We start from the raw sequence: 21,998 nt of genomic DNA on the forward strand, positions 1-21,998 counted from the left end.
GGGAGCCGGGTCCGCCGGGCCCGCCCGTACCCTCCGCCCTCGGCCCGCGCGGCCAGTTCCTCCGCGACCGCGGCGAGGCTCTCCAGGTCGTCGCCGCCCACCTGGAGCACGCCCCGGAAGGTGCCGTTGGCCCCGGCGACCCGCTGCCCGGGGAGGCCCGCGGCGACCACCCGGCCGTCCTCGACCCGGACCGGCGGGTGCAGCGGGCCGGATCCGTCACCGTCCTCCCGCGCCGCCTCCGCCACCACCGCCCCGGTGTCGCGCGCGGGATGGTCCAGCAGTACGGCCAGCGACTCCGTGTGGGCCACCAGGTCCCCCGCCAGCACGGCCACCGGCCCCGTGGCCTCACGCGCCACCCGGGCGATCCGGCGCAGGTCGTCGGCGAGCCCCGCGGAGCCGTCCGACCCGATCAGGTGGGTGCCGTCGGAGGCGCGGATGACGGCGCCGGACCGGCCCACCACGTGCACCTCCCGGACCGGGAGCGTGCCGAGCTGGGCGGTCAGCCGATCGACCAGGGTGCCGTCACCGCAGCGCGACGACGCCGCCGCGGTGGTGGCCAGGATGACGGCGGTCGTCGGGGAGGTTCCGGAGGACGGGGGCGGAGACGGGGGGACAGGGGTGGAGTCGCGCAAGCCGGGCTCCTTCGCATCCGATGGGGTCACCGTGCGAATCGGGGAGAGCGCACCCAGCGTAGCGAGATCCTGACGGGATATCACGGGAGCGCGACCGGCGCGCCCAACCGCTAACCTCGCACTACGCGCATCACCGGAGGATTTCCGCCTTGACCCTTCCTCAACCACGCCGCCGCGCCGTCGCAGTCGTCCTCGCGGGCGGGGTCGGCCAGCGGGTCGGCCGGGACACCCCCAAGCAGCTCATCGAGATCGCCGGAAAGACGATCATCGAGCACACGATCGGCGTGTTCGACGCCGCTCCGGAGATCGACGAGGTCCTCGTGCTGATGACCCCCGGTTTCACCGGGGAGGTGGAGCGGCTCGTCGCCCGCAACGGCTTCGGGAAGGTCGGCCGGGTGCTGGAGGGCGGCGCGAGCCGTACCGAGACCACCTGGCGGGCGCTGGAGGCGCTGGGCGGCCGGGACTGCGACGTGTTCCTGCACGACGCCGCGCGGCCGCTGCTGGAGCCGCGCATCATCACCGCGTGCGCGGAGGCGCTGAGGATCCATCCGGCCGTGGAGGTGGCCGTCCCGAGCTCCGACACGATCGTGGTGACCGCGCCCGGGCCGTACGGCGAGACCGTCGGCGACGTCCCGGACCGGTCGCGGCTGTGGCGGGCCCAGACGCCGCAGTGCTTCCGGCTGCCGGTGATCCGCGAGGCCTACGAGAGGGCCTTGGCCGACCCCGGCTTCGCGGAGCGGCCGGCCACCGACGACTGCGGCGTGGTGCTGCGCTACCTGCCGGAGGTGCCGATCCACATCGTGCCGGGCAGCGAGCTCAACATGAAGGTCACCCATCCCGTGGACGTGCTCGTCGCCGAGACGCTCCTGCGGTTCGCCGCGGGGACCCCGGGCTCCTGAGGCCCGGGACCCGGAGCGAGGATCAGCGCTCCGGCCTGGCCAGGCTCGCCGGACTCGTCAGGAAGCCCCAGCCCCAGGAGACGTGCATGGTGGCGTAGACGAGCGGGAGCCGCAGGAGCGCGCCCGGCGGCAGGCCGCTGCCGGTCACCGCCGAACCGGCCACGATCGCCGCGACGTAGCCGCCGGGGATCAGCAGGCCCGGCCAGAAGAACGGCGAGACCAGCAGGCCGGCCAGCATGGCGAGCACCGCCGCCGGGGGCGCCAGGTAGCGCAGGTTGATCGTGCCCTCGTGGGTGCGGGCGACCACGCGCCGCCAGCGGCCGTAGTGGAAGTACTGCTTGGCGAGGGCCTTGATGTTCGGCCGCGGCCGGTAGGAGACGCGCATCCGGGGCTGGAACCAGACCAGGCCGCCGGTGGAGCGGATGCGGTGGTTCATCTCCCAGTCCTGGGCGCGCTGGAAGTGCTCGTCGTAGCCGCCGACCCGGTCCAGCGCCTCGCGCCGGAACACGCCCAGGTAGACCGTGTCGGCCGGGCCCGCGGTGCCGCCGGTGTGGAACCGGGCGCCGCCGACGCCGATCTTGGAGGTCATGGCCCGGGCCACGGCCTGCTCGAAGGGGGTGATCCCCTCGGCGGCCATCACTCCGCCCACGTTGTCGGCGCCGGTCTCCTCCAGCGTCTCCACCGCGACCTGGAGGTAGTCCTCCGGGAGCATGGCGTGGCCGTCCACCCGGGCGATGATCCCGTTGCGGGACGCGGCGATGGCGGCGTTGAGCGCGTTGGGGGTGCGACCGGTCGGGTTCGGGACCACGGTCACCCGGGGGTCCTCGGCCGCGATCGCGTCGGCGACCTCCTGGGTCCGGTCCTGGGAAGGACCGATCGCCAGGACGACCTCGATGGGTCCTCCGTACTTCTGCGAGAGGACCTGGTTCACCGCCTCCCGTAGGTGGCGCTCCTCGTTGAGCACCGGGATGACGACGGAGACAGGGGGCCAGACGCGTGTCTCGGGAGACGACGCCGGCGCGGGCGAGTCGGGGAACTGCTTCATGGCGTCGCTCACGCTACTGTACGAACGGGTACCTCATCGACCCAGTCAGAGCTTAGGGGGGCTGATGCGCGACCCGGAAGACGAGGACTCGGGTGTGCACGTGGGCGGCGACGCCTACGGAGGCGTCCGGGTGGCTCCGAGGCGCGACCGCAGGTCCGCCAGGGGTGCTCGCTCCCGGCGGCGCAACCTGCTCGCGGCCGGGGCGCTCTCGGTCCTGGTCCTCGCCGGCTCCGGCGCCGCCTGGGCGCTGACGGACTTCACCACGAGGAAGATCGTCCCGGTCGACGCGGGCGTCCCGGGGGCGCGCTCCACCGGTGCGATGAACATCCTGCTCGTCGGCGTGGACCGGCGCGACGACCTCACCCGCAAGCAGCAGAACCAGCTCAAGCTGGGCCGCGAGTCCGGGCAGCGGACCGACACCATGATGGTGATCCACCTGTCGGAGGACCACCGCAAGGTCACCGTGGTCAGCCTCCCCCGCGACACCTGGACGACCATACCCGGCAAGGGCGAGCACAAGATCAACGCCGCCTACCAGCTCGGCGGCCCCAAGCTCGCCGTGCGCACCGTGCAGAACGCCACCGGCCTGACGATCCACCACTACGTCGAGGTCAACGTGCTCGGCTTCATCAACGTGGTCGACGCGCTCGGCGGCGTCTCGGTCTGCACCCCGGTCGCGATCAACGACCCGAAGACCGCTCTGACGCTCCAGCCTGGCACCTACGAGCTCGACGGGGTCAAGGCCCTCGCCTACGCCCGCACCCGGGCCACCGCCCGCTCCGACCTGGACCGCATCGACCGCCAGCAGCAGGTCATCTCCGCCCTGCTGAACCAGGCGCTGAGCAGCGACACGCTGACCAATCCCGGCAGGCTCGCCGGCTTCCTCGACACCGTGCTCTCCACGATCCGCGTCGACGACGCCCTCCGCCAGGACCTGCTCGGCCTGGCCGAGCAGCTCAAGGACGTCTCCACCGACGACGTCGCCTTCGCCACGGTCCCGATCGCCGACGTGGACCACAAGACCCCGACCGGCGAGTCCGCCGTGCTCTGGGACACCGCCGCCGCCCGCGCGCTCTTCCGCAGGATCGCCGCCGACGAGCCGCTCACCGGGCCGTCCGGGCCCGCCAAGGCCGCGACGCCGAAACCCACCCCGGCCGCCACCCCCTCGGCCGGCGCGCTGACGGTGCCGCCCTCGCGGATCTCCCTCAAGGTGCTCAACGGCACGACGATCACCGGTCTGGGCGCGCGGGCCAGGGACGCCCTGCTCAAGGCCGGCTTCCTCGTCCCCCAGGCCGCCGGGAACACCCAGCGCAGGGACTACGACGCCCCGGTCGTCCGGTACGGCCCCGGCCGCGAGGACTCGGCCCGGACCGTGGCCGCCGCCATCCCCGGTGCGGAACCGCGCCTCATCGATGAGCTCGGCGACGGCATCGAGGTCATCCTCGGGCGGAAGTACTCGGGCGTGCAGAAGGTCACCGTCGCGGAGGCCCCGACCACCCCGACCGCCCCGGCCACCGCCGCCCCCACCGCTTCGCCCACCGCCAGGACCGCGACACAGAACATCTGCAAGAAGTGACATACAACGCATAACCCCACCGGTCTCGGGCAGAGGAACCCGGCGGAGGTGATGATCGTGGTCCTTGCATTCGATGTCCGGACGTGGCGCAGAGACTCCTACACGGTGATCCGGGTGAAGGGCGAGCTGGACATGGCGACCGCCCCGAGGTTCCGGGCCGCGGTCGACCAGGTCCTGGAGGCCTCCGACCGCCCCTGCGTGGTGATGGACCTGACCGAGATGCCGTTCTGCGACTCCGTCGGCCTCGGCATCCTGGTGAACGCGCTCACCAGGATCCGCGACTCCCGGGGCCGCCTCATCCTCGTGCCGGCCCCGGGGATGGTCACGCGGCTGTTGACGATCACCGGTCTCGACCGCCACTTCGAGATGCGCGGCAGCGTGGACGAGGCCTTCGGCGCCTTCGACACCGCGGCCTGACCCCGGCCACTCCGGCACCGCGCCCCGAACCCCCTGCCGCGGAGTCCCTCGGTCCCCGGGCAGGCCCCGACCCCGGGCGGCTCTCTCCGGATGCCCGCGCCCGCTCGCTCCGAAGGTCCTCGGCGGGCCCGCGGCCGTCACCCGTTCGAGTAGAGCCGGTCCAGGCCGATCAGGAGGATGCGAGCGTCCTCGGCCGCCGACGACCTCAGCTCGTCCGTGAAACCGGAACCGCCGTAGCAGGCCAGGACCGTGTCCTGGACGTCGTATCCCTTCACCCCGAGCAGGTCACGCGCCCTGGCCAGCCGCGCCACGTGATGGTGGCTCATCACCTCACCCCACTTCACCTCGCCGAGTGAGAGGATCCGCCGGGGCCGTCCGGGTTCCTGCGCGGCGAGCACGGCCACGTCGATCTCGATCTGCGCCCGGTTGGCCGAGTCGTTCACCGCTCCGGAACCGACCTCCGAGGGGAACCCGCCGTACAGGCTCTCACCGGCGCTCAGCGCGAAGTCCCGGCAGAGCGCTTCGAAATGCGGACCGACGACCTGAGCGAGGAAGCTCTGCCGGACCGATCCCCAGACGCCCTCCGCCCGGTGGATCTCCAGCTCCGGCCAACGCCGACGCATGATCGCCTCATAGAAGGTGATCAATGGCTCGGTGATGCGATAACGGGAGCGTCCGGCGCGGAAGAGATCCGGCTCCCGCGCGATCAGCGCGCAGTCCTCCAGCACGTTGAGCGGATGGGTCAGCTGATCGGATCTGCGACCGACATAACCAGCGATACCACCATTGGTGGTGTTGCCCACGGCGATGGCCGCGAGCACCGAGTGGTAGAGCGCCGGGTCCCGGATGTCCGACTCCTCCGCCAGGAGATAACGCGCCTCCCGGAAGAGCGGCTTCTGCGGGTTCAGGACGGTCCTGACCACCCACGAGTCGAAATCGGCGAGATCGGCAGGCACGTCGCCCTGGGTGAACTCGTGCCGGTAGGCCGGGGTTCCACCCACGATCGAATGGACCAGGACCGCCAATCGCGGATCGGTGATCCCCCAGAACGCCGCGGCCTCCCGGTAGCCGAAGGGCCGGATCACGAGTTCGAGGCCCGCGCGCCCGCGGAGCGGTGCCTGCCCCGCCAGGAGCCCGCCCATCACCGACATCGCGGAACCGCAGAGCAGCAGCCGCGCCGTACTCTCCCGGCCGCTTCCTCCGGGGCCGAGTTCGCGCTGGATGATGGACGGAAGGCCGGGAGAGACCTTGGACAGGAACGGGAACTCGTCGACCACCACCGGAACCGGCCGGTCGCGGAAACTTCGGAGAAGTCGGCTGATCGCGTCGTTCCAGTCGCGGAAGGGGTGCTCGACGACCTCACGGGTGTGCCGGGTCAGCGCCTCCGCGAAGAGCCTGAGCGACTCGGCCTCCGTCGCCTCGGTCGCGGCGAAGTACATCCCGCCCATCTCCTCCGCCAGAGCCTGGAGCAGGAAGCTCTTCCCCTGCCGGCGCCGTCCGCTGACCACCCCGAGGGCGGCACCACCCGGGACCGCACCCGTGCGGCCTCCGGCGAGAAAGGAGACCAGCCCTTCCCACTCTCTCCCCCGGTCGAAGACCCGGTCCGGCTTGGCCACCATCACTCCTCCGATCCCCATCAACAGAGCTGTACTTCACGGAACCATACTTCACAGTAGTACAGTTCTGTATAGATGTCCCGATCGGCCGCCTCGGCGACCTTCGCCGGTCCACCGGCGCCGCGCACTCGGCCCCCTCCCCACGGCTGAAGCCGGGGCCGTACCCCGGCTTCCTGACCACGTCCGAATCGTCCGCTCCAGGACGGAAGTCGGGGCGGTGAGGGACTTTGGCCTCCGGCCCGGGAAGGGCGGGTCACCGCAGACTGGGGGCAGGCACCACCATCGAGTGCGGACAGGGCCATGCCCGTGCGCCCGGCGAGAGGCGGACGACGCCTCCGCCATGGTGCCCGACCTTTCATCGGCGGGAAGCACGGGAGACGAGACCATGAGTACGCAGGCACGGACCAAGTCCCGTGAGCTACGCAGCGCCAGGGCCGCCGCCGAGCTCCGCAGGAAGAAGCGGAACCGCCTGATCGCGGGCGCCGGCGGGATGGTCATCGTGCTGCTCCTGGCCGCCATCGTGATCGGTCTCGTCAACGCCGCCGGAGCCGCGGGCTCCCGGGACGGTGCGGCCCCGCAGGGCGCGAAGGCCGCTCCGGCGATCGCCACGCCCGGTGGGGCGCTGGCCCTCGGCAGTGCCGCGGCGCCGGTGAAGCTGGAGGTCTACCTCGACTACATGTGCCCGTTCTGCGGGCGCTTCGAGCAGGCCAACAGCGCCGAACTGGACCGGCTGGTCGCCGACGGCACGGTGCGCCTGGAGCTGTATCCGCTCTCGTTCCTGGACCGGATGTCCAGCGGTACGGAGTACTCGACGCGAGCCGCCAACGCGGTCGCCACGGTGGCCGACCGGGCGCCCGGCAAGGTCCTGCCCTTCAACGCCGCGCTGTTCGCCCGGCAGCCCGCCGAGGGCGGCCGCGGCCTGTCCAACGACGAGATCGCCGATCTGGCCCGCGAGGCCGGAGTGCCGCAGGAGGTCGTCGACGCCTTCGCCGACCGGCTCTTCGAGTCGTGGGTCGCCTCCTCCACCACCTCGGTGTTCGAAACGGGGATCTCCGGCACGCCCACCGTGAAGATCAACGGCGCGCGGTTCGAGGGCGACCTGTACACCGCCGGCCCGCTGACCGCGGCCGTCACCGCCGCCGTCACCGCGGCCGAGGACGCGCGATGACCACCGCACCGACCACCGCACCGACCACCGTGCTGGCCCGCCTGCACCGCTTCCGGCACAGCAACGCCTGGATCTTCGGAACCATGCTGGTGTCGGCCTGCGTGAGCCTGGCCGCGTCCTTCGTGCTGTCCGTCGACGCGCTGCTGCTGGCGGCCGACCCCGGCACGAGCCTGTCGTGCAACATCAACGCCGTCATCAGCTGCGGCACCGTCGCCGAGTCCTGGCAGGCGCAGCTGTTCGGATTCCCCAACGCCTTCCTGGGGCTGGTGGCCGAGCCGGTCGTGATCACCATCGCGGTGGCGAGCCTGGGCGGCGTGCGCTTCCCGCGCTGGTTCATGCTCGCCGCCCAGACGGTCTACACCCTCGGCCTCGTCTTCGCGTACTGGCTGTTCCACCAGTCGATGTTCGTGATCGGCGCGCTGTGCCCGTGGTGCCTGCTGGTGACCGTGTCCACGACGCTGGTGTTCTTCACGCTGACCCACGTCAACGTCCGCGACGGCAACCTGCCGCTGCCGCCCCGCGCGCAGGCGGCGGCGCTCCGGTTCATCGACGCCGACTTCGACGCCATCGCCGTCGCCATCTGGATCCTGGTCCTGATCCTGGCGGTCGTCCTCAAGTACGGCCCCGCGCTGCTGGCATGACGCCGGAGCGAACGGTCCCACCCGAACGGACCCGCCCCCGCTCCCTCCAGCGGGCGCAGGACGCCCTCCGTTCCGCCCCCGCTCCGCGCCTCACGGACCTCCCACGGAACCTCCGCGGAACAGGGCCCTCATGGAGATCGCCCCGAGACTGGAAGAGTCCCGGGACGATCTCGGCGGGAAGAGCGCCTTCGCCGTTCAGCCGCCTACTTCAGCAGCTGGCGGGCCATGACCATGCGCTGGACCTGGTTGGTGCCCTCGTAGATCTGGGTGATCTTGGCGTCGCGCATCATCCGCTCGACCGGGAACTCGCTGGTGTAGCCGTACCCGCCGAGGAGCTGGACCGCGTCGGTGGTGATCTCCATGGCGGCGTCGGAGGCGGCGCACTTGGCGGCGCTGGAGAAGAAGGTGAGGTCGGCCTGGGGCTCGCCGTGCATGGCCAGGTCGGACTTGGCGGCGGCGGCGTAGGTGAGCTGGCGGGCGGCCTCGAGCTTCATCGCCATGTCGGCGAGCATGAACTGCACGCCCTGGAACTCGGCGATTGCCTTGCCGAACTGCTTGCGCTCCTTGACGTAGCCGACCGCGTAGTCGAGCGCGCCCTGGGCGATGCCGAGCGCCTGGGCCGCGATCGTGATGCGGGTGTGGTCCAGGGTGGCCAGCGCGGTCTTGAAGCCGGTGCCGGGGGCTCCGATCATCCGGGACGCCGGGATGCGGACGTCCTCCATGATGACCTGCCGGGTCGGGGAGCCCTTGATGCCGAGCTTCTTCTCCTTCGGCCCGAAGCTGACGCCCTCGTCGCCCTTCTCCACGACGAACGCGGAGATGCCGCGCGCACCGGCGCCGGGCTCGGTCACGGCCATGACCGTGTAGTACTCCGACACCCCGGCGTTGGTGATCCACATCTTGGCGCCGTTGAGCACGTAGTGGTCGCCGTCGGCCACCGCGCGGGTCTTCATCGCGGCGGCGTCGCTGCCCGCCTCGGCCTCGGACAGGGCGTAGGAGAACATCGCCTCGCCCCGCGCGACCGGCGCGAGGTAGCGCTGCTTGAGCTCCTCGGAGGCCGACAGCAGCAGCGGCACGGTGCCGAGCTTGTTGACGGCGGGGATCAGCGAGGACGACGCGCAGGCGCGCGCCACCTCCTCGATGACGATCACGGTGGCGAGCGCGTCGGCGCCGGCGCCGCCGTACTCCTCGGGCACGTGTACGGCGTGCAGGTCGGCGGCGGCGAGCGCCTTGTAGGAGTCCCAGGGGAACTCGCCCGTCTCGTCGGCCTCTGCGGCCCGAGGGGCGATCTTCTCGTCGGCGAGGGCACGGACGGTCTCCCGGAGCATCTGGTGCTCCTCGGGCAGCGCGTAGAGAGGGAAGCTCATGGGAAAATACTAGGACGTCCAACAAAGTGGGCACCGACCAGCGGCCTGTGATGTGCGCCGCTACCCCGCGCAGGTCGGGGCGGCAAAGTTCCGGTCAAGGATGCCGATACCCTGTGCGGGTCGGATTGGGCAGAACCGAAAGGATCCACCGTGGCCTATCGCCTGACCGTGCTGGGGACCGGATACCTGGGTGCCACGCACGCGGCGTGCATGGCCGAGCTCGGCTTCGAGGTGCTCGGTCTGGACGTCGACGCCGCCAAGGTCGCCAGCCTCCAGGCGGGGAACCTGCCCATCCACGAGCCCGGTCTGGAGGAGATCCTCCGCCGCAACCTCGCGAACGGCCGCCTGCGCTTCACCTCCTCCTACGCCGAGGCCGCGGACTTCGGCGACGTGCACTTCGTATGCGTCGGCACCCCGCAGAAGAAGGGCGAGTACGCCGCGGACGTCTCCTACCTCGACGCCGTGATCGAGTCGCTCGCCCCGCACCTGAAGCGCGAGTGCCTGGTCGTGGGCAAGTCCACGGTGCCGGTCGGCACCGCTCAGCGCCTGTCCGACAAGCTGACGCGGCTCGCCCCCGCGGGCGAGGCGGCCGAGCTGGCCTGGAACCCGGAGTTCCTGCGCGAGGGCTTCGCCGTGAAGGACACCCTGCACCCGGACCGGATCGTGCTCGGCGTGCACTCGGAGAAGCCCGAGAAGATCATGCGCGAGGTCTACGCCTCCATGCTGGAGCACGGGACCCCGCTGGTGATCACCGACTATCCGACCGCGGAGCTGGTCAAGGTCGCCGCCAACGCCTTCCTGGCCACCAAGATCTCCTTCATCAACGCCATGGCCGAGGTCTGCGAGGCCGCGCACGCCGACGTCAAGCAGCTCTCGCTGGCGCTCTCCTACGACGAGCGCATCGGCGGCCGGTTCCTCAACCCGGGCCTGGGCTTCGGCGGCGGCTGCCTGCCCAAGGACATCCGCGCCTTCATGGCCCGCGCCGGGGAGCTGGGCGCCGACCAGGCGCTGACCTTCCTGCGCGAGGTGGACGCGATCAACATGCGCCGCCGGGCCCGCATGGTCGACCTCGCCCGCGAGCTGGCCGGAGGCTCCTTCCGCGGCTGCACGATGGCCGTGCTGGGGGCGGCGTTCAAACCCAACTCCGACGACATCCGCGACTCCCCCGCCCTCGACGTCGCCGTGAAGATCGCCCAGCAGGGCGGCAAGGTCACCGTCTACGACCCCGTCGCGCAGGAGAACGCCCGCCGCGCCCACCCTGAGCTCTCCTACGGCGCCTCCGCCCTGGACGCCGCACGCGACGCCCACGTGGTGCTGCTGCTGACCGAGTGGCAGGAGTTCGTCGACCTCGACCCCGAGGAGCTGGGTTCCGTCGTCGCCTCCCGGAAGATCGTGGACGGCCGCAACGCCCTGGACGCCGAGACCTGGCGCGCCGCCGGCTGGCACTACCGCGCCCTCGGCCGCCCCTGACCTCGCCCGTCCCCGGCCCGCTTTTCCGCCCTCGCCCTTCAGCCCCCACGAGGGAGGACCCCGCGTGTTCGTCCTGGAACTGACCTACCTCGTCCCCGCCGAGGAGGCCGACGCCCTGCTCGAGGCGCACGTCGCCTGGCTGGACCGGCAGTACGCGGCCGGGTTCTTCCTGGCCTCGGGCCGCAAGGTGCCGCGGGACGGCGGGATCATCCTCGCCACGGGCCTCGACCGGGCCGGGGCGGAGGCGCTGGTCGCGTCGGACCCGTTCGTCACGGCCCGGATCTGCGCCTACCGCGTCACCGAGTTCACCGCCTCCAGGACCGCCCCCGCCCTGGAGCCGTACCGCCGGCCGCCCGCCTGACGGCACCCGGACGGGAGATCACCGGGTAGGACGCGGCGAGGAGACGGGTGCCGTCCTACTTTCCCACCCCGGGCCCGTACCACTGGAGCGCCTGGCCGGTGACCGCCGCGATGCGGTCGAAGTCGTGATCGCGGTGCAGCAAGGTGAGCCCACGCAGCTCTGCCGTCGCCGCCACCACCAGATCGACCGGTCCGGCGCCGCGATGCCATCCCTGCGCCGTGAGCATGCCCTGGACCTGCCACGCGCGGTCGTAGACACGATCGTCGACGGGCACCCATCCGAACAACTGCCGCATGTCCTCGATCCCACGTTCGCGGTCCGCCTGCGATCGCGCGCTGTAGAAGAACTCGAGCTCGGTGATCGGGCATACGGCGACCAGTCCCGCCGCGACGGCCTGGTCCCAGCCGTAGGTCTCGGCCTCCTTCCGCATGAGACCGGCCAGCGCGCTGGTGTCGATGAGGAACTGCGCGGGACTCACCGCCGGTAGTTCCCCTTCTCCTCGAAGAGCTCCAGGTCGAAGCCGCCCTCGGCCGCGGCGCCGCGCAGCCGTGCCAGCGCCAGCGCGCGACGCCGGTTCTCCAGCACCTCGCGCAGAGCACTGTTGACCGTCTCCTTCTTCGTGCTGGTCCCCAGCGCCTTCGCCACCTCGGCCACCAGCTCGTCATCCAGATCGATCATCGTTCGGCTCACGGCACCCCTCCAGGCATATTGCAATGTGTCAAATGTACATCGGAATATGCCTATGCGGCGCGGCCTTTCCCCGGGAACCCCCGCAGTGATCCGAGTACGCCGGATCCCCCGCAAGGGAGCGGAGAAGCCGTTCCGCGGTCAGCCTCCGAGCCGGGCGGCCTCCTCGCGGAGCCGGGCGCCCTTGGCGTGGGCCTGATCCCGCAGGTCCGCCTGGAAGCGCTCCATCTTCGCGCGCAGCTCCGCGTCCGCCGCCGCGAGGATCCGTACGGCCAGCAGCCCCGCGTTGCGCGCGCCGCCGATGGCCACGGTGGCGACCGGGACGCCCGCGGGCATCTGGACGATCGAGAGCAGGGAGTCCATGCCGTCGAGGTACTTCAGCGGGACGGGGACGCCGATCACCGGGAGCGGGGTCACCGCGGCGAGCATGCCGGGCAGGTGAGCGGCTCCCCCGGCCCCGGCGATGATCACCTTCAGGCCGCGCTCCGCCGCCCGGGCGCCGTAGGCGATCATCTCGTCGGGCATGCGGTGCGCCGAGACGACATCGGCCTCGAACGCCACCCCGAATTCGGCGAGCGCCTCGGCGGCGAGCCGCATCACCGGCCAGTCGGAGTCGCTGCCCATCACGACGCCGACGGCCGGAACGGCCGCGCCGTCCTGTGCGGTGCTCACGTGTAGGTCCCTTCGCAGAGGTAGACGGCGGCGTGCCGGGCGCGGGCGCGGACCTCGTCGAGGTCGGTGCCCAGGGCGGTGACGTGCCCGATCTTGCGGCCGGGCCGTACCTCCTTACCGTAGAAGTGGACCTTGATGCCGGGGTCGTGGGCCATGACGTGCTCGTAGCGGGAGAAGACGTCCGGGTCCTCGCCGCCCAGCAGGTTGGCCATCACCACGACCGGCGCGGTCAGCGCGGGCGAGCCGAGCGGGAGGTCGAGCACGGCGCGCAGGTGCTGCTCGAACTGGGAGGTGCGGGCTCCCTCGATGGTCCAGTGGCCGCTGTTGTGCGGGCGCATGGCCAGCTCGTTGACCACGAGCCCGGAGGCGGTGGCGAACATCTCCACGGCCAGCAGCCCGGTGACGCCGAGGTCCTTGGCGATCTCCAGGGCGATCCGCTGGGCGACCGCGGCCACCTCCGGGTCGAGGCCGGGCGCGGGCGCGAGCACCTCCACGCAGATGCCGTCGCGCTGCACGGTCTCCACCACCGGGTAACTGACGCCCTGCCCGTGCGGGGAGCGGGCGACCAGCACGGCCAGTTCCCGCTCGAACGGCACGAACGCCTCGACCAGCAGCGGCACCCCGCTCGCCAGGACCTCCGCGGCGTCGGCGGCCGACCGGCAGATCCAGACGCCGCGGCCGTCGTAGCCGCCGCGCACGGCCTTGAGCACGACGGGCCAGCCGTGCTCCGCGGCGAACCCCTCCACGTCCGCGGCGGTGGCGACGCGCCGCCAGGCCGGGCACGGGGCGCCGATCGCGGTCAGCCGCTCGCGCATGACGGCCTTGTCCTGGGCGTGCACGAGCGCCTCCGCCCCGGGGTGCACGGCGAAGCCGTCCGCCCGGAGCGCCTCGATGTGCTCGGTGGGCACGTGCTCGTGGTCGAAGGTGAGCGCGTCGCACCCCTTGGCGAAGTCACGCAGGTCGGACAGGTCGCGGTGGTCACCGAGTCGTACGTCGGCGACCACCCGGGCCGCGCTCTCGTCCCGGGAGCCGGCCAGCACACGGAGCTCCACGCCCAGGGCGATGGCCGCCTGCTGGGTCATCCGGGCCAGCTGGCCCGCTCCGATCATGCCGACGACGGGCCCGTGGGGACCGGTCAAGGAAGGGCTGCTCACGTCCGCCGAGCTTACCGGCCCCCGGTACACCGGCAGGCACGGGCGGGCACGGGTCGGTCCGGCTTCACGCCGGTACACGCGGCTTCACACCGGTTCGCGATGGTTCGCACGGTCGCGTCGGTTCCCTCGGCGGAGAACAGCCGCAGTCCCTATTCTCGACTCTGCGGATTCATCCGTCTTCACATGACATTTGTGGAAACGTTCTTTGGGTAAGGGGATGTCCGTCCGGCAGACCACCGGACGGGGCCCCTGGGGCTCCCGGTAGCCTGAGGGAAGTGCCCGAGGTCTCGCCGCGCGGCGGAGCCGCAGCCGACCCGAGAAAGGATCGTGCAGGAAACGTGCGGTTTCTCAGACACGCCTACGAGCGGTTCGCCGAACTGGTGCACGAGCTCGCGAAATTCGGGACCGTGGGCGCCTTCGCCTTCCTGATCGACGTCGGCGGCCTCAACCTGCTCCAGTACGGCCTGGACTGGGGCGTCCAGACCTCCAAGGTCGTCGCCACCTCGGTCGCCACCACCTTCGCCTACTTCGGCAACCGCTACTGGACCTACCGCCACCGGGAGCAGAGCGGGCTGACCCGCGAGTACTTCCTGTTCTTCCTGCTCAACGGCGTCGCCCTGCTGATCGGCCTGCTCATCCTCGGCTTCACCAGCCACACCCTCGGGCTGAACGACCCGCTGAGCATCAACGTCGCCAACCTCATCGGCATCGGCCTGGGCACGATGTTCCGCTTCTTCTCCTACAAGAAGTGGGTCTTCCTGGCCGCCACCGAGGACCTCGACACCCCGCGCGAGCTGCCCGAGCCCGAGAACACCCGGACCCGCGAGACCCGCTGAGCCGGAGCCCGCACCAGGATCACGCGGGCCCGCTGACCACCCGGTTCCTCCCCGGGTCGCCGACCGGGCGCAGGAAGATCGCGAAGGCCGCCGGGCGGGGCCGTACCAGCTCCAGGCGGCCGCCGTCGGCGGCGGCCAGCGCGCGGGCCAGGGTCAGCCCGAGACCGGTGCCCCCGGCCCCGCTCATGTTCCGCTCGAAGACGCGGGGCGCGAGGTCGTCGGTGATGCCGGGTCCCTGGTCCGCGACCTCGATCACGATGGACTTGCCGGTGTTGCTGGTGGTCACGGTCACCGGGCCGCCGCCGTGCCGCAGGGAGTTCTCCATCAGCGTGGAGACCACCTGGCTGATGCCGCCGCTGGTGCCCAGGGCCCGCAGGCCGCGCGTGCCGGACAGCACCAGCTTGCGGCCGTCCCGGCGGAAGGCCGGTCCCCACTCGATGAACTGCTGGTCCAGCAGGGCGTCGAGGTCGACCACCGCGGTCTGGGCGTGGCGCTGCCGCCGGGCGGCGGCGAGCAGCTCGTCGATGACCGCGGTGAGCCGCTCGGCCTGCACGATCGCCGCCTCGCCCTCCTCCTTGACGACGCTGGGGTCGTCCGCGGCCGCCACGATCTCCTCCAGCCGCATCGTCAGGCCGGTGAGCGGCGTCCGGAGCTGGTGGGAGGCGTCGGTCGCGAACTCCCGCTCCCTGGCCAGCAGGTCGGCGATGCGGGTCGCGCTGCGGTCCAGCACCTCGGCCACCCGGTCGAGCTCCTGGATCCCGTAGCGGTGCTTGCTCGGCCGGGCCTCGCCGGAGCCGAGCCGTTCGGCGATCATCGCCAGGTCCCGGAGCGGGAGCGTCAGGCGGCGCGACTGCACCACCGCCAGCCCCACCGCCACCGCCATGGCGGCCGCCGCGAGCGCCAGGATGAGCAGGAGCCAGGCGCGGACCTGCTGCTCGACCTGGGTCTTGTCCCGGCTGACCGAGACGTAGACCCCGCTCTCCGACTGGGCGTCCGCGCTCATCTTGCGGTTCTCGGGAGGCTCCGCGCCCACCGTGGTCACCTGAGGAGGAGTCCCCCGGGCGTAGATCTGGACGTAGCGCTCGGGATACTTCCTCCCCAGCTGCTCGCGGGTGATGGGCTGCTCCTGGATCCGGGCGTACTCCACCTCGTTGAGCAGGCTCTTCGCCTCCCCCGACAGCTCCTGGATGGCCTCCTCCTGGATCAGGCGGTTGACCGCCACCCCCAGGGGGATACCGAGCAGGAGCACCGCGATGACCGCGACGAGCAGGGTCGAGGAGAGCAGGCGGCGGCGCATTCCCTACTCGCGTTCGAACCGGAAGCCGACCCCTCGAACCGTCGTGATGTAGCGCGGCTTGGCCGCGTCGTCGCCGAGCTTGCGGCGCAGCCAGGAGATGTGCATGTCCAGGGTCTTGGTGGAGCCCCACCAGTTGGTGTCCCACACCTCGCGCATGATCTGCTCGCGGGTGACCACCTTGCCGGCGTCGCGGACCAGCACCCGCAGGAGGTCGAACTCCTTGGTCGTCAGGTGCAGCTCCTTGTCGCCCATCCACGCGCGGCGGGAGTCGGCGTCGATGCGCACGCCCTGGACCACGGGCGTCTCGGAGGTGCCGCGCCGCAGCAGGGCCCGGACCCGGGCCAGCAGTTCGGCGAGGCGGAACGGTTTGGTGACGTAGTCGTCGGCCCCGGCATCGAGGCCCACCACCGTGTCCACCTCGTCCACGCGGGCGGTGAGGATGAGCACGGGCGTGCCGTGCCCTTCGGCGCGGATGCGCCGGGCCACTTCGAGGCCGTCCATCTCAGGCAGGCCGAGGTCAAGAACGATCAGGTCGATGCCACCCGATAGAGCTCGCTCCAGGGCCTGCGGGCCGTCGGGGCTCACCTCCACCTGATAGCCCTCGCGGCGCAGCGCACGCGCCAGTGGCTCGGAGATCGAGGTGTCATCCTCGGCGAGAAGTACGCAGGTCATGTTGAGGATCGTAGGACCTTAGGCGATCGTTTCCCGGGCATAGCGCGCGGTTTGACTCGCCGTTGACCTATCTATTGACCTGGGCAAACACTGATAAATCCCGGACAGACCACCCGCAGCGCGGCATGGAGCGGGGGTACGGCCCCGCCCGGGGGTGCCGTCGCGGGGGGTGGGGCCCGGGAAAGCCGCGCGGACTCCGGGGACAAAAGAGAACACGCCCGACCTGAGTGACCTTGACGGGCGTGTTCCGGCGATTCGCCTCAGGAGGCCGACGGCGGCTCCGCGTAGCGGGCCAGGTAGAGCTGCTCGCCGAGGCTGTCGATCAGCGACAGCTCGGTCTCCAGGTAGTCGATGTGGTGCTCCTCGTCCTGGAGGATCTCCTCGAAGAGCCGGGCCGAGGTGATGTCGCCCTTCTCCCGCATCAGGGCGATCCCCGGCTTGAGCCGCTGGACGACCGAGAGCTCGATGTCGAGGTCGGCGCGGAGCTGCTCGGCGACGGTCTGGCCGATGTGCAGCGTGCCCAGCCGCTGGTAGTTGGGCAGGCCTTCGAGGAAGAGGATGCGGTCGGTCAGCTTCTCCGCGTGGCGCATCTCGTCGATTGACTCTTCGCGGGTGTACTTCGCGAGCTTGGTGTATCCCCAGTTCTCCTGCATCTTGGCGTGCAGGAAGTACTGGTTGATGGCAGTCAGCTCGGCCGTGAGCTGCTCGTTGAGAAGTTCGATTATCTGCTTGTCGCCCTGCATGGCGGGCTCCTCGTGCTATGCGGTCGGCATCAGGTCTTCAGACCGTTTCAGGATCGCACAGATCCTCCGGACGCAAGAAGCGCAGTCCCCTCCCGCGCCGGTGGTGTCGCGGATCTGCCTGGCGCTCCTGGCGCCGGCGGCGATGCAGTCGTGCACCTCGTTCTCCGTGACCGCACGGCAGACGCATACGTACATGGCGGGTGAGACACCTCTCGGGAAGACGGCCGCATAGGTAAGGCATGCCTAAGGTAGCTCACTTTGGTTAGGCTTGCCTACCTAGCGATGGATAGATTTTTCTACCCCTTCATGCCGAGAAGGCGTGGATCATCCGTTCCACGCCTTCTTGGGGCAGACCATCCCTTTCCGTGAGGGTCCGGCGGCTCGCGGCCGCCGTCAGCGCTTCAGCCACTCCTCCAGATGCGGGGCCTCCGCGCCGATCGTCGTGGAGTCGCCGTGCCCGGTGTGCACGACCGTGCGCTCCGGCAGCGTCAGCAGCCGCCCCCGGATCGAGTCGATGATCGTCTCGAAGGAGGAGAAGGACCGCCCGGTCGCGCCGGGACCGCCCTGGAACAGGGTGTCGCCGGTGAAGACCGCGCCCACGTCCGGCGCGTGCAGGCAGACCGCGCCCGGCGCGTGGCCCGGCGTGTGCAGCACGGTCAGCTCCACCCCACCCGCCGTCAGCACCTGGCCGTCGGCCAGCGGCGTGTACGGCGTGCCGGGATGGACCATCTCCCACAGCACCTGGTCGGCCGGGTGCAGCAGAATCGGCGCGTCCACCCGGGCGGCGAGCTCGACGGCGGCGTTGACGTGGTCGTTGTGCGCGTGCGTGCACACGATCGCCGTCACCGACCGGCCGCCGACCCGCTCGGCGATGGCGCCGGCGTCGTGGGCTGCGTCGATGACGACGACCTCCTCGGCGGAACCGACCAGCCAGACGTTGTTGTCCACGTCCCAGGTCCCGCCGTCGAGGCTGAAGGTCCCGGAGGTGACGACCCTGTCGATCACAGGACCACCACCGAGCGCAGGACCTCGCCGCGGTGCATCTTGGCGAAGGCGGCCTCGACGTCGCCGAGCCCGATCGTCTCGGTGACGAACCCCTCCAGGTTCAGCCGCCCCTGCAGGTACAGGTCGATGAGCATGGGGAAGTCGCGGCTGGGCAGGCAGTCGCCGTACCAGCTCGACTTCAGCGCGCCGCCGCGCCCGAAGACGTCCAGCAGCGGCAGCTCCAGCGTCATCTCCGGGGTGGGCACCCCGACCAGGACCACCGTCCCGGCCAGGTCGCGGGCGTAGAAGGCCTGCTGGTAGGTCTCCGGCCGGCCGACCGCCTCGATCACCACGTCCGCGCCGAACCCGCCGGTCAGCTCCCGGATCGCCTCCACCGCGTCGGTCTGGCGCGAGTTCACCGTGTGGGTCGCGCCGAAGCCCTTGGCCCATTCCAGCTTGCGGTCGTCGACGTCCACCGCGATGATCCTCGCCGCGCCCGCCAGGGAGGCGCCCAGCACGGCCGCGCTCCCCACGCCGCCGCAGCCGATCACGGCCACGCTGTCACCGCGGGTCACCCCGCCGGTGTTGATCGCCGCGCCGATGCCCGCCATCACCCCGCAGCCGAGCAGGCCCGCCACCGCCGGGGCCGCCGCCGGGTCCACCTTGGTGCACTGCCCGGCCGCCACCAGCGTCTTCTCCGCGAACGCGCCGATGCCCAGGGCCGGGCTCAGCTCGGTGCCGTCCTCCAAGGTCATCTTCTGGGTGGCGTTGTGGGTGGCGAAGCAGTACCACGGCCGGCCGCGCAGGCACGCCCGGCACTGACCGCAGACCGCCCGCCAGTTGAGGATCACGTGGTCACCGGGCTCCAGGCCGGTCACCCCCGCGCCGACCGCCTCGACCACGCCCGCGGCCTCGTGCCCGAGCAGGAACGGGAACTCGTCGTTGATCCCGCCCTCGCGGTAGTGCAGATCGGTGTGGCAGACCCCGCACGCCTGAACGTTCACCACCGCCTCACCGGGTCCGGGATCGGGCACCGTGACCGCCTCCAGTGAGACGTCCTGCCCCTTGCCACGCGCGACCACGCCCTGCACGGTGTACGGCATACGCACCTTGCCCTTCGAGTCTTGATCCCGGCTACCGGCGACAGCCTTTTTCATGGCCGGCCCCCGAGTCAATGCCTATCAGACCCGGTCCCGCGGCCCCCGTCCCCCGGGCCCTCCTCAGACGCGCCGCAGGACGTACGGCTGCACGACGCCGAGGCCCCGGGCGGGCCTGCGCCGGATGCGGCGCACCTCGATCCCGGCGGTCCCCTCCACCGCCCCGGCCAGGGCCTCGTCGACGACGACCGCGCCGGGGCGGGCGATCGCCGTCAGCCGCGCGGCCAGGTTGACCGTCGTCCCGAAGACGTCGCCCATCATGGGCAGCACCGGCCCGTAGGCCAGCCCCACCCGGACGTCGGGCCCCTCCCGCCGGACCGCCTCGCCGAGCTCCAGCGCGATCCGGGCGGCCGTGGCGGGCTCCGCCGCGGTGAACAGCACCTCGTCGCCGATGGTCTTGACCAGCCGCCCGCCGTGCGCGGCCACCACGTCGGCGGCCCGGGACTCGAAGCCCTCGACCAGCTCGGCCAGGCCGTACTCGTCCAGCTCGCGGGAGACCCGGGTGAAGGAGACCAGGTCGGCGAAGCCCACGGCGAGCGTCAGCCGGGTGGGCGGGGCCGGCTCCTCGGCCAGGTCGGTGATGGCGAGCAGCCGGGTGCCTGCGGCGGCCAGCTGGGCGCGCCAGACGTGGACCAGCACCCGCTCGAAATCGGGCAGCAGCTCCCGCGCGAGCTCCATCACCGCCGCCAGGTCGGCGTCGCCGGGCGGCCGGTCCGGGTCGAGCATGGCGCCGATCACGATCTCGGCCTGCCACTGCGCGAGCCTGGCGGTGGTCTGTCCCAGCGCCCGGGTCATCCGGATGACCGTGGGCTCGTCCAGCAGGCCGCTCTCCATCATCGCCCGGACCCGCGTGAGGATGGCCACGTCGGCGTCGGTGAAGGCCACCGCGTCGTCGGCGAGCGTGGCGAACCCCAGCGCCCGCCAGATCCGCTCGGTGAAGCTCTGCGGGATCCCGGAGATCTCGGCGACCTGGACCCTGGTGTACCGGGGCGGCGGGCCGACGAACAGACGCTCGATCTGCTCGGCCGTCGGACGGCCCGTCACCTCCGCCGCACCTCGTCGTCCGGCTCGCCGTCGGCGGCGTCGTCCAGCGCCTGGAACAGCTCGGCCCGCACCTCCTGGATGCGCGGGATGTCGCGGAGCGTGATGCGGCCCTGCTCGCCCGCCGACTCGACGTTGAGGGTGCCGCAGCCGAAGAGCCGCTCCCAGAGGGTCTGGTCCGCGCTGACCGTGTTGACCTTGCTCATCGGGATGTCGTCGTGCGACTTGCTCAGCACGCCCGTGCTGATCGTGAACCGGTGCGAGGTGAGCACGTACGAGGTGTTCCGCCACTGCAGGTACGGCACGAACGTCCACACGGTGAGCAGTCCGACGGCGACGACGGCCACGCCCACCCGCGCGTACCCCTCGTACGCGAAGGCGGGCATGAAGTACATCGCGGCACCGGAGGCGGCGGCGATGAGGAGCAGCGCCAGGAACGGGACGGCCAGGCACTTCCAGTGCGGGCGGAACGACCGGATGCGCCGCTCCCCCTCCGTCAGGTGGTGATCGGGGAGACCCATGGGACGAATCGTGGCACGACCTGAGGCTCGGCGTCAGGACTCCCGGGGGCGGACGTGCACGACGTCCCCCGCGCTGAGCGTGTGCTCCCGACCGTCCGACTCCACCACCAGGTGCCCGGCCTGGTCGACGCCGGTGGCCAGGCCGGTGAGCACCCGCTCCCCCGGCAGCTCCACCCTGACCTGCCTGCCGACCGTCGCGCTGACGCCCAGGTAGGCGGCCCGCAGCCCGCACGCGTCGGCGTCGCCGTCCGCCTCGGACCACTCGCGGTAGTGCGTCTCGACCTCCCGGAGCACCGCCCGGACGAGCGGGTCCCGGTCGGCGCAGGCGGCGTTCTCCAGGGCGAGCGAGGTGGCCGTCTCCACCGGGAGCTCGTCGGCGCGCAGGCTCACGTTGAGCCCGACGCCGACGACCACGGCGTCGCCGACCCGCTCGGCGAGCACGCCGGCGAGCTTGCGCTCCCCGATCAGCAGGTCGTTGGGCCACTTCAGACGGACGTCGACCTCCGCCACCCGGCGCACCGCCGACGCCGCGGCCAGGCCGACGAGCAGCGGGAGCCAGCCCTGGCGGGCCGGGGACGGGTCGGGCCGCAGCAGCATCGAGAACGTCAGGCCCGCGCGCGCGGCGCCGACCAGACCCGGCCGAGCCTGCCCCGCCCGGCCGCCTGCGACTCCGCGATGACCACGGCTCCCTGCCGGGCGCCGTCGCGGGGCGGCCTGCGCCAGGTCGGCGTTCGTCGAGCCGGTCCTGCCGACGACGGTGACGCCCGACCAGAGCCCGCCGGGACGGACGAGCGCGCGGGTGAGCGCCGCCTGCGAGAGGGGCGGGCGGTCGAGGTCGGTGAAGGGGGACGCCGGAGACGCCGGAGACGACGAGGACGCTGTCACCCCTCCATCTTCCCTCCCCGCGCGACCGCCCGGCGCCCGCCGGGAGCGGCGGGCGGGGGCGGCGGCGGGGGGACGCCGCGAACGTATATTGAGCCGACGGACGGGTCCCGCCCGCCCGCCGTACCGGCCGGAAGAGGGCGAAGAATGGAACGCATGA

At 71.6% G+C, this 21,998-nt stretch carries 23 protein-coding genes and 2 pseudogenes; 8 read left to right on the forward strand and 17 right to left on the reverse strand.

The features are described from left to right. Positions 1-632, reverse strand: a pseudogene (locus ACWJ6R_RS04325) (CDP-alcohol phosphatidyltransferase family protein); the annotation flags it as partial. Positions 633-781: 149 nt separating this feature from the next. Here ACWJ6R_RS04325 and ACWJ6R_RS04330 point away from each other — a divergent pair. Then, complete coding sequence (locus tag ACWJ6R_RS04330) at positions 782-1,531, forward strand: IspD/TarI family cytidylyltransferase (RefSeq protein ID WP_449060939.1); 750 nt, start codon at positions 782-784, stop codon at positions 1,529-1,531. Positions 1,532-1,553: 22 nt separating this feature from the next. Here ACWJ6R_RS04330 and ACWJ6R_RS04335 read toward each other — a convergent pair whose 3' ends face one another. Continuing rightward, positions 1,554-2,576 (reverse strand): ExoA family glycosyltransferase, encoded by a 1,023-nt coding sequence (locus tag ACWJ6R_RS04335; RefSeq protein ID WP_449060963.1) that lies wholly within the window; start codon positions 2,574-2,576, stop codon positions 1,554-1,556. A 64-nt stretch (positions 2,577-2,640) separates the two neighbouring features. Here ACWJ6R_RS04335 and ACWJ6R_RS04340 point away from each other — a divergent pair, with 64 nt between their 5' ends. Both ACWJ6R_RS04340 and ACWJ6R_RS04345 read left to right on the forward strand, forming a co-directional pair. After that, the gene (locus ACWJ6R_RS04340) at positions 2,641-4,152 is read left to right on the forward strand and encodes an LCP family protein (protein ID WP_449060940.1); all 1,512 of its coding nucleotides are present in this window, start codon (positions 2,641-2,643) and stop codon (positions 4,150-4,152) included. A gap of 57 nt (positions 4,153-4,209) precedes the next feature. Then, complete coding sequence (locus ACWJ6R_RS04345; protein ID WP_449060941.1) at positions 4,210-4,569, forward strand: STAS domain-containing protein; 360 nt, start codon at positions 4,210-4,212, stop codon at positions 4,567-4,569. Between the two features lie 137 nt (positions 4,570-4,706). On the opposite strand, the gene ACWJ6R_RS04350 is transcribed toward ACWJ6R_RS04345, so the two are convergent. Beyond that, positions 4,707-6,206, reverse strand: a complete 1,500-nt coding sequence (locus ACWJ6R_RS04350; RefSeq protein ID WP_449060942.1) for an AAA family ATPase — start codon at positions 6,204-6,206, stop codon at positions 4,707-4,709. A gap of 364 nt (positions 6,207-6,570) precedes the next feature. On the opposite strand from ACWJ6R_RS04350, the gene ACWJ6R_RS04355 reads away from it, so the two are divergent. After that, positions 6,571-7,353, forward strand: coding sequence for a DsbA family protein (locus tag ACWJ6R_RS04355; protein ID WP_449060943.1), 783 nt, complete (start codon positions 6,571-6,573; stop codon positions 7,351-7,353). Next, positions 7,350-7,994: a vitamin K epoxide reductase family protein gene (locus ACWJ6R_RS04360; RefSeq protein ID WP_449060944.1), complete on the forward strand. Its 645-nt coding sequence runs from the start codon at positions 7,350-7,352 to the stop codon at positions 7,992-7,994. Before ACWJ6R_RS04355 ends, ACWJ6R_RS04360 begins: the two co-directional genes overlap by 4 nt. Before the next feature lie 203 nt (positions 7,995-8,197). Here ACWJ6R_RS04360 and ACWJ6R_RS04365 read toward each other — a convergent pair whose 3' ends face one another. Then, positions 8,198-9,361: an acyl-CoA dehydrogenase family protein gene (locus ACWJ6R_RS04365; RefSeq protein ID WP_449060945.1), complete on the reverse strand. Its 1,164-nt coding sequence runs from the start codon at positions 9,359-9,361 to the stop codon at positions 8,198-8,200. A 150-nt stretch (positions 9,362-9,511) separates the two neighbouring features. Here ACWJ6R_RS04365 and ACWJ6R_RS04370 point away from each other — a divergent pair, with 150 nt between their 5' ends. Together ACWJ6R_RS04370 and ACWJ6R_RS04375 are read left to right on the forward strand one after the other, a co-directional pair. Then, positions 9,512-10,831 carry a UDP-glucose dehydrogenase family protein gene (locus ACWJ6R_RS04370; RefSeq protein ID WP_449060946.1) on the forward strand — a complete coding sequence of 440 codons (1,320 nt, stop codon included), beginning with the start codon at positions 9,512-9,514 and terminating at the stop codon, positions 10,829-10,831. Positions 10,832-10,895: 64 nt separating this feature from the next. After that, on the forward strand, positions 10,896-11,192 hold the full coding sequence (locus ACWJ6R_RS04375; protein WP_449060947.1) for a YciI family protein: 297 nt from the start codon (positions 10,896-10,898) through the stop codon (positions 11,190-11,192). Between the two features lie 55 nt (positions 11,193-11,247). Here the strand turns inward: ACWJ6R_RS04375 and ACWJ6R_RS04380 are convergent, their stop codons facing one another. The 4 genes from ACWJ6R_RS04380 to ACWJ6R_RS04395 all read right to left on the reverse strand — a co-directional run bounded on the left by ACWJ6R_RS04380 (position 11,248) and on the right by ACWJ6R_RS04395 (position 13,705). Further along, complete coding sequence (locus ACWJ6R_RS04380; protein ID WP_449060948.1) at positions 11,248-11,670, reverse strand: PIN domain-containing protein; 423 nt, start codon at positions 11,668-11,670, stop codon at positions 11,248-11,250. Beyond that, positions 11,667-11,870: a type II toxin-antitoxin system VapB family antitoxin gene (locus ACWJ6R_RS04385; RefSeq protein WP_189235370.1), complete on the reverse strand. Its 204-nt coding sequence runs from the start codon at positions 11,868-11,870 to the stop codon at positions 11,667-11,669. Before ACWJ6R_RS04385 ends, ACWJ6R_RS04380 begins: the two co-directional genes overlap by 4 nt. Before the next feature lie 150 nt (positions 11,871-12,020). Next, a complete protein-coding gene (purE, locus tag ACWJ6R_RS04390) occupies positions 12,021-12,503 on the reverse strand; it encodes a 5-(carboxyamino)imidazole ribonucleotide mutase (protein WP_449060964.1) in 483 nt (160 codons plus the stop codon). A gap of 44 nt (positions 12,504-12,547) precedes the next feature. Further along, complete coding sequence (locus ACWJ6R_RS04395; RefSeq protein WP_449060949.1) at positions 12,548-13,705, reverse strand: 5-(carboxyamino)imidazole ribonucleotide synthase; 1,158 nt, start codon at positions 13,703-13,705, stop codon at positions 12,548-12,550. A gap of 338 nt (positions 13,706-14,043) precedes the next feature. On the opposite strand from ACWJ6R_RS04395, the gene ACWJ6R_RS04400 reads away from it, so the two are divergent. Next, entirely contained in the window at positions 14,044-14,541 is a 498-nt protein-coding gene (locus ACWJ6R_RS04400) for a GtrA family protein (RefSeq protein ID WP_449060950.1), read from the forward strand. A gap of 19 nt (positions 14,542-14,560) precedes the next feature. On the opposite strand, the gene ACWJ6R_RS04405 is transcribed toward ACWJ6R_RS04400, so the two are convergent. The 9 genes and pseudogenes from ACWJ6R_RS04405 to ACWJ6R_RS04445 form a co-directional block, all read right to left on the reverse strand. Further along, positions 14,561-15,838, reverse strand: coding sequence for an ATP-binding protein (locus tag ACWJ6R_RS04405; protein WP_449060951.1), 1,278 nt, complete (start codon positions 15,836-15,838; stop codon positions 14,561-14,563). Positions 15,839-15,841: 3 nt separating this feature from the next. Then, the gene (locus ACWJ6R_RS04410) at positions 15,842-16,510 is read right to left on the reverse strand and encodes a response regulator transcription factor (RefSeq protein WP_012888073.1); all 669 of its coding nucleotides are present in this window, start codon (positions 16,508-16,510) and stop codon (positions 15,842-15,844) included. 260 nt (positions 16,511-16,770) lie between these two features. Beyond that, positions 16,771-17,253 carry a bacterioferritin gene (gene bfr, locus ACWJ6R_RS04415; RefSeq protein ID WP_191894300.1) on the reverse strand — a complete coding sequence of 161 codons (483 nt, stop codon included), beginning with the start codon at positions 17,251-17,253 and terminating at the stop codon, positions 16,771-16,773. Between the two features lie 15 nt (positions 17,254-17,268). Next, positions 17,269-17,448 (reverse strand): (2Fe-2S)-binding protein, encoded by a 180-nt coding sequence (locus ACWJ6R_RS04420; protein WP_084007991.1) that lies wholly within the window; start codon positions 17,446-17,448, stop codon positions 17,269-17,271. 198 nt (positions 17,449-17,646) lie between these two features. Next, positions 17,647-18,258 (reverse strand): MBL fold metallo-hydrolase, encoded by a 612-nt coding sequence (locus ACWJ6R_RS04425; protein WP_449060952.1) that lies wholly within the window; start codon positions 18,256-18,258, stop codon positions 17,647-17,649. After that, on the reverse strand, positions 18,255-19,340 hold the full coding sequence (locus ACWJ6R_RS04430; RefSeq protein WP_449060953.1) for an S-(hydroxymethyl)mycothiol dehydrogenase: 1,086 nt from the start codon (positions 19,338-19,340) through the stop codon (positions 18,255-18,257). The genes ACWJ6R_RS04425 and ACWJ6R_RS04430 overlap by 4 nt, the downstream gene beginning before the upstream one ends. Positions 19,341-19,457: 117 nt before the next feature. Further along, positions 19,458-20,438: an adenylate/guanylate cyclase domain-containing protein gene (locus ACWJ6R_RS04435; RefSeq protein ID WP_449060954.1), complete on the reverse strand. Its 981-nt coding sequence runs from the start codon at positions 20,436-20,438 to the stop codon at positions 19,458-19,460. Continuing rightward, the gene (locus ACWJ6R_RS04440) at positions 20,435-20,956 is read right to left on the reverse strand and encodes a PH domain-containing protein (protein ID WP_449060955.1); all 522 of its coding nucleotides are present in this window, start codon (positions 20,954-20,956) and stop codon (positions 20,435-20,437) included. The genes ACWJ6R_RS04435 and ACWJ6R_RS04440 overlap by 4 nt, the downstream gene beginning before the upstream one ends. A 33-nt stretch (positions 20,957-20,989) precedes the next feature. Continuing rightward, a pseudogene (locus tag ACWJ6R_RS04445) lies at positions 20,990-21,841 on the reverse strand (biotin--[acetyl-CoA-carboxylase] ligase). Positions 21,842-21,998 lie beyond the last annotated feature (157 nt).

It is taken from the genome of Planomonospora algeriensis, assembly GCF_977012225.1.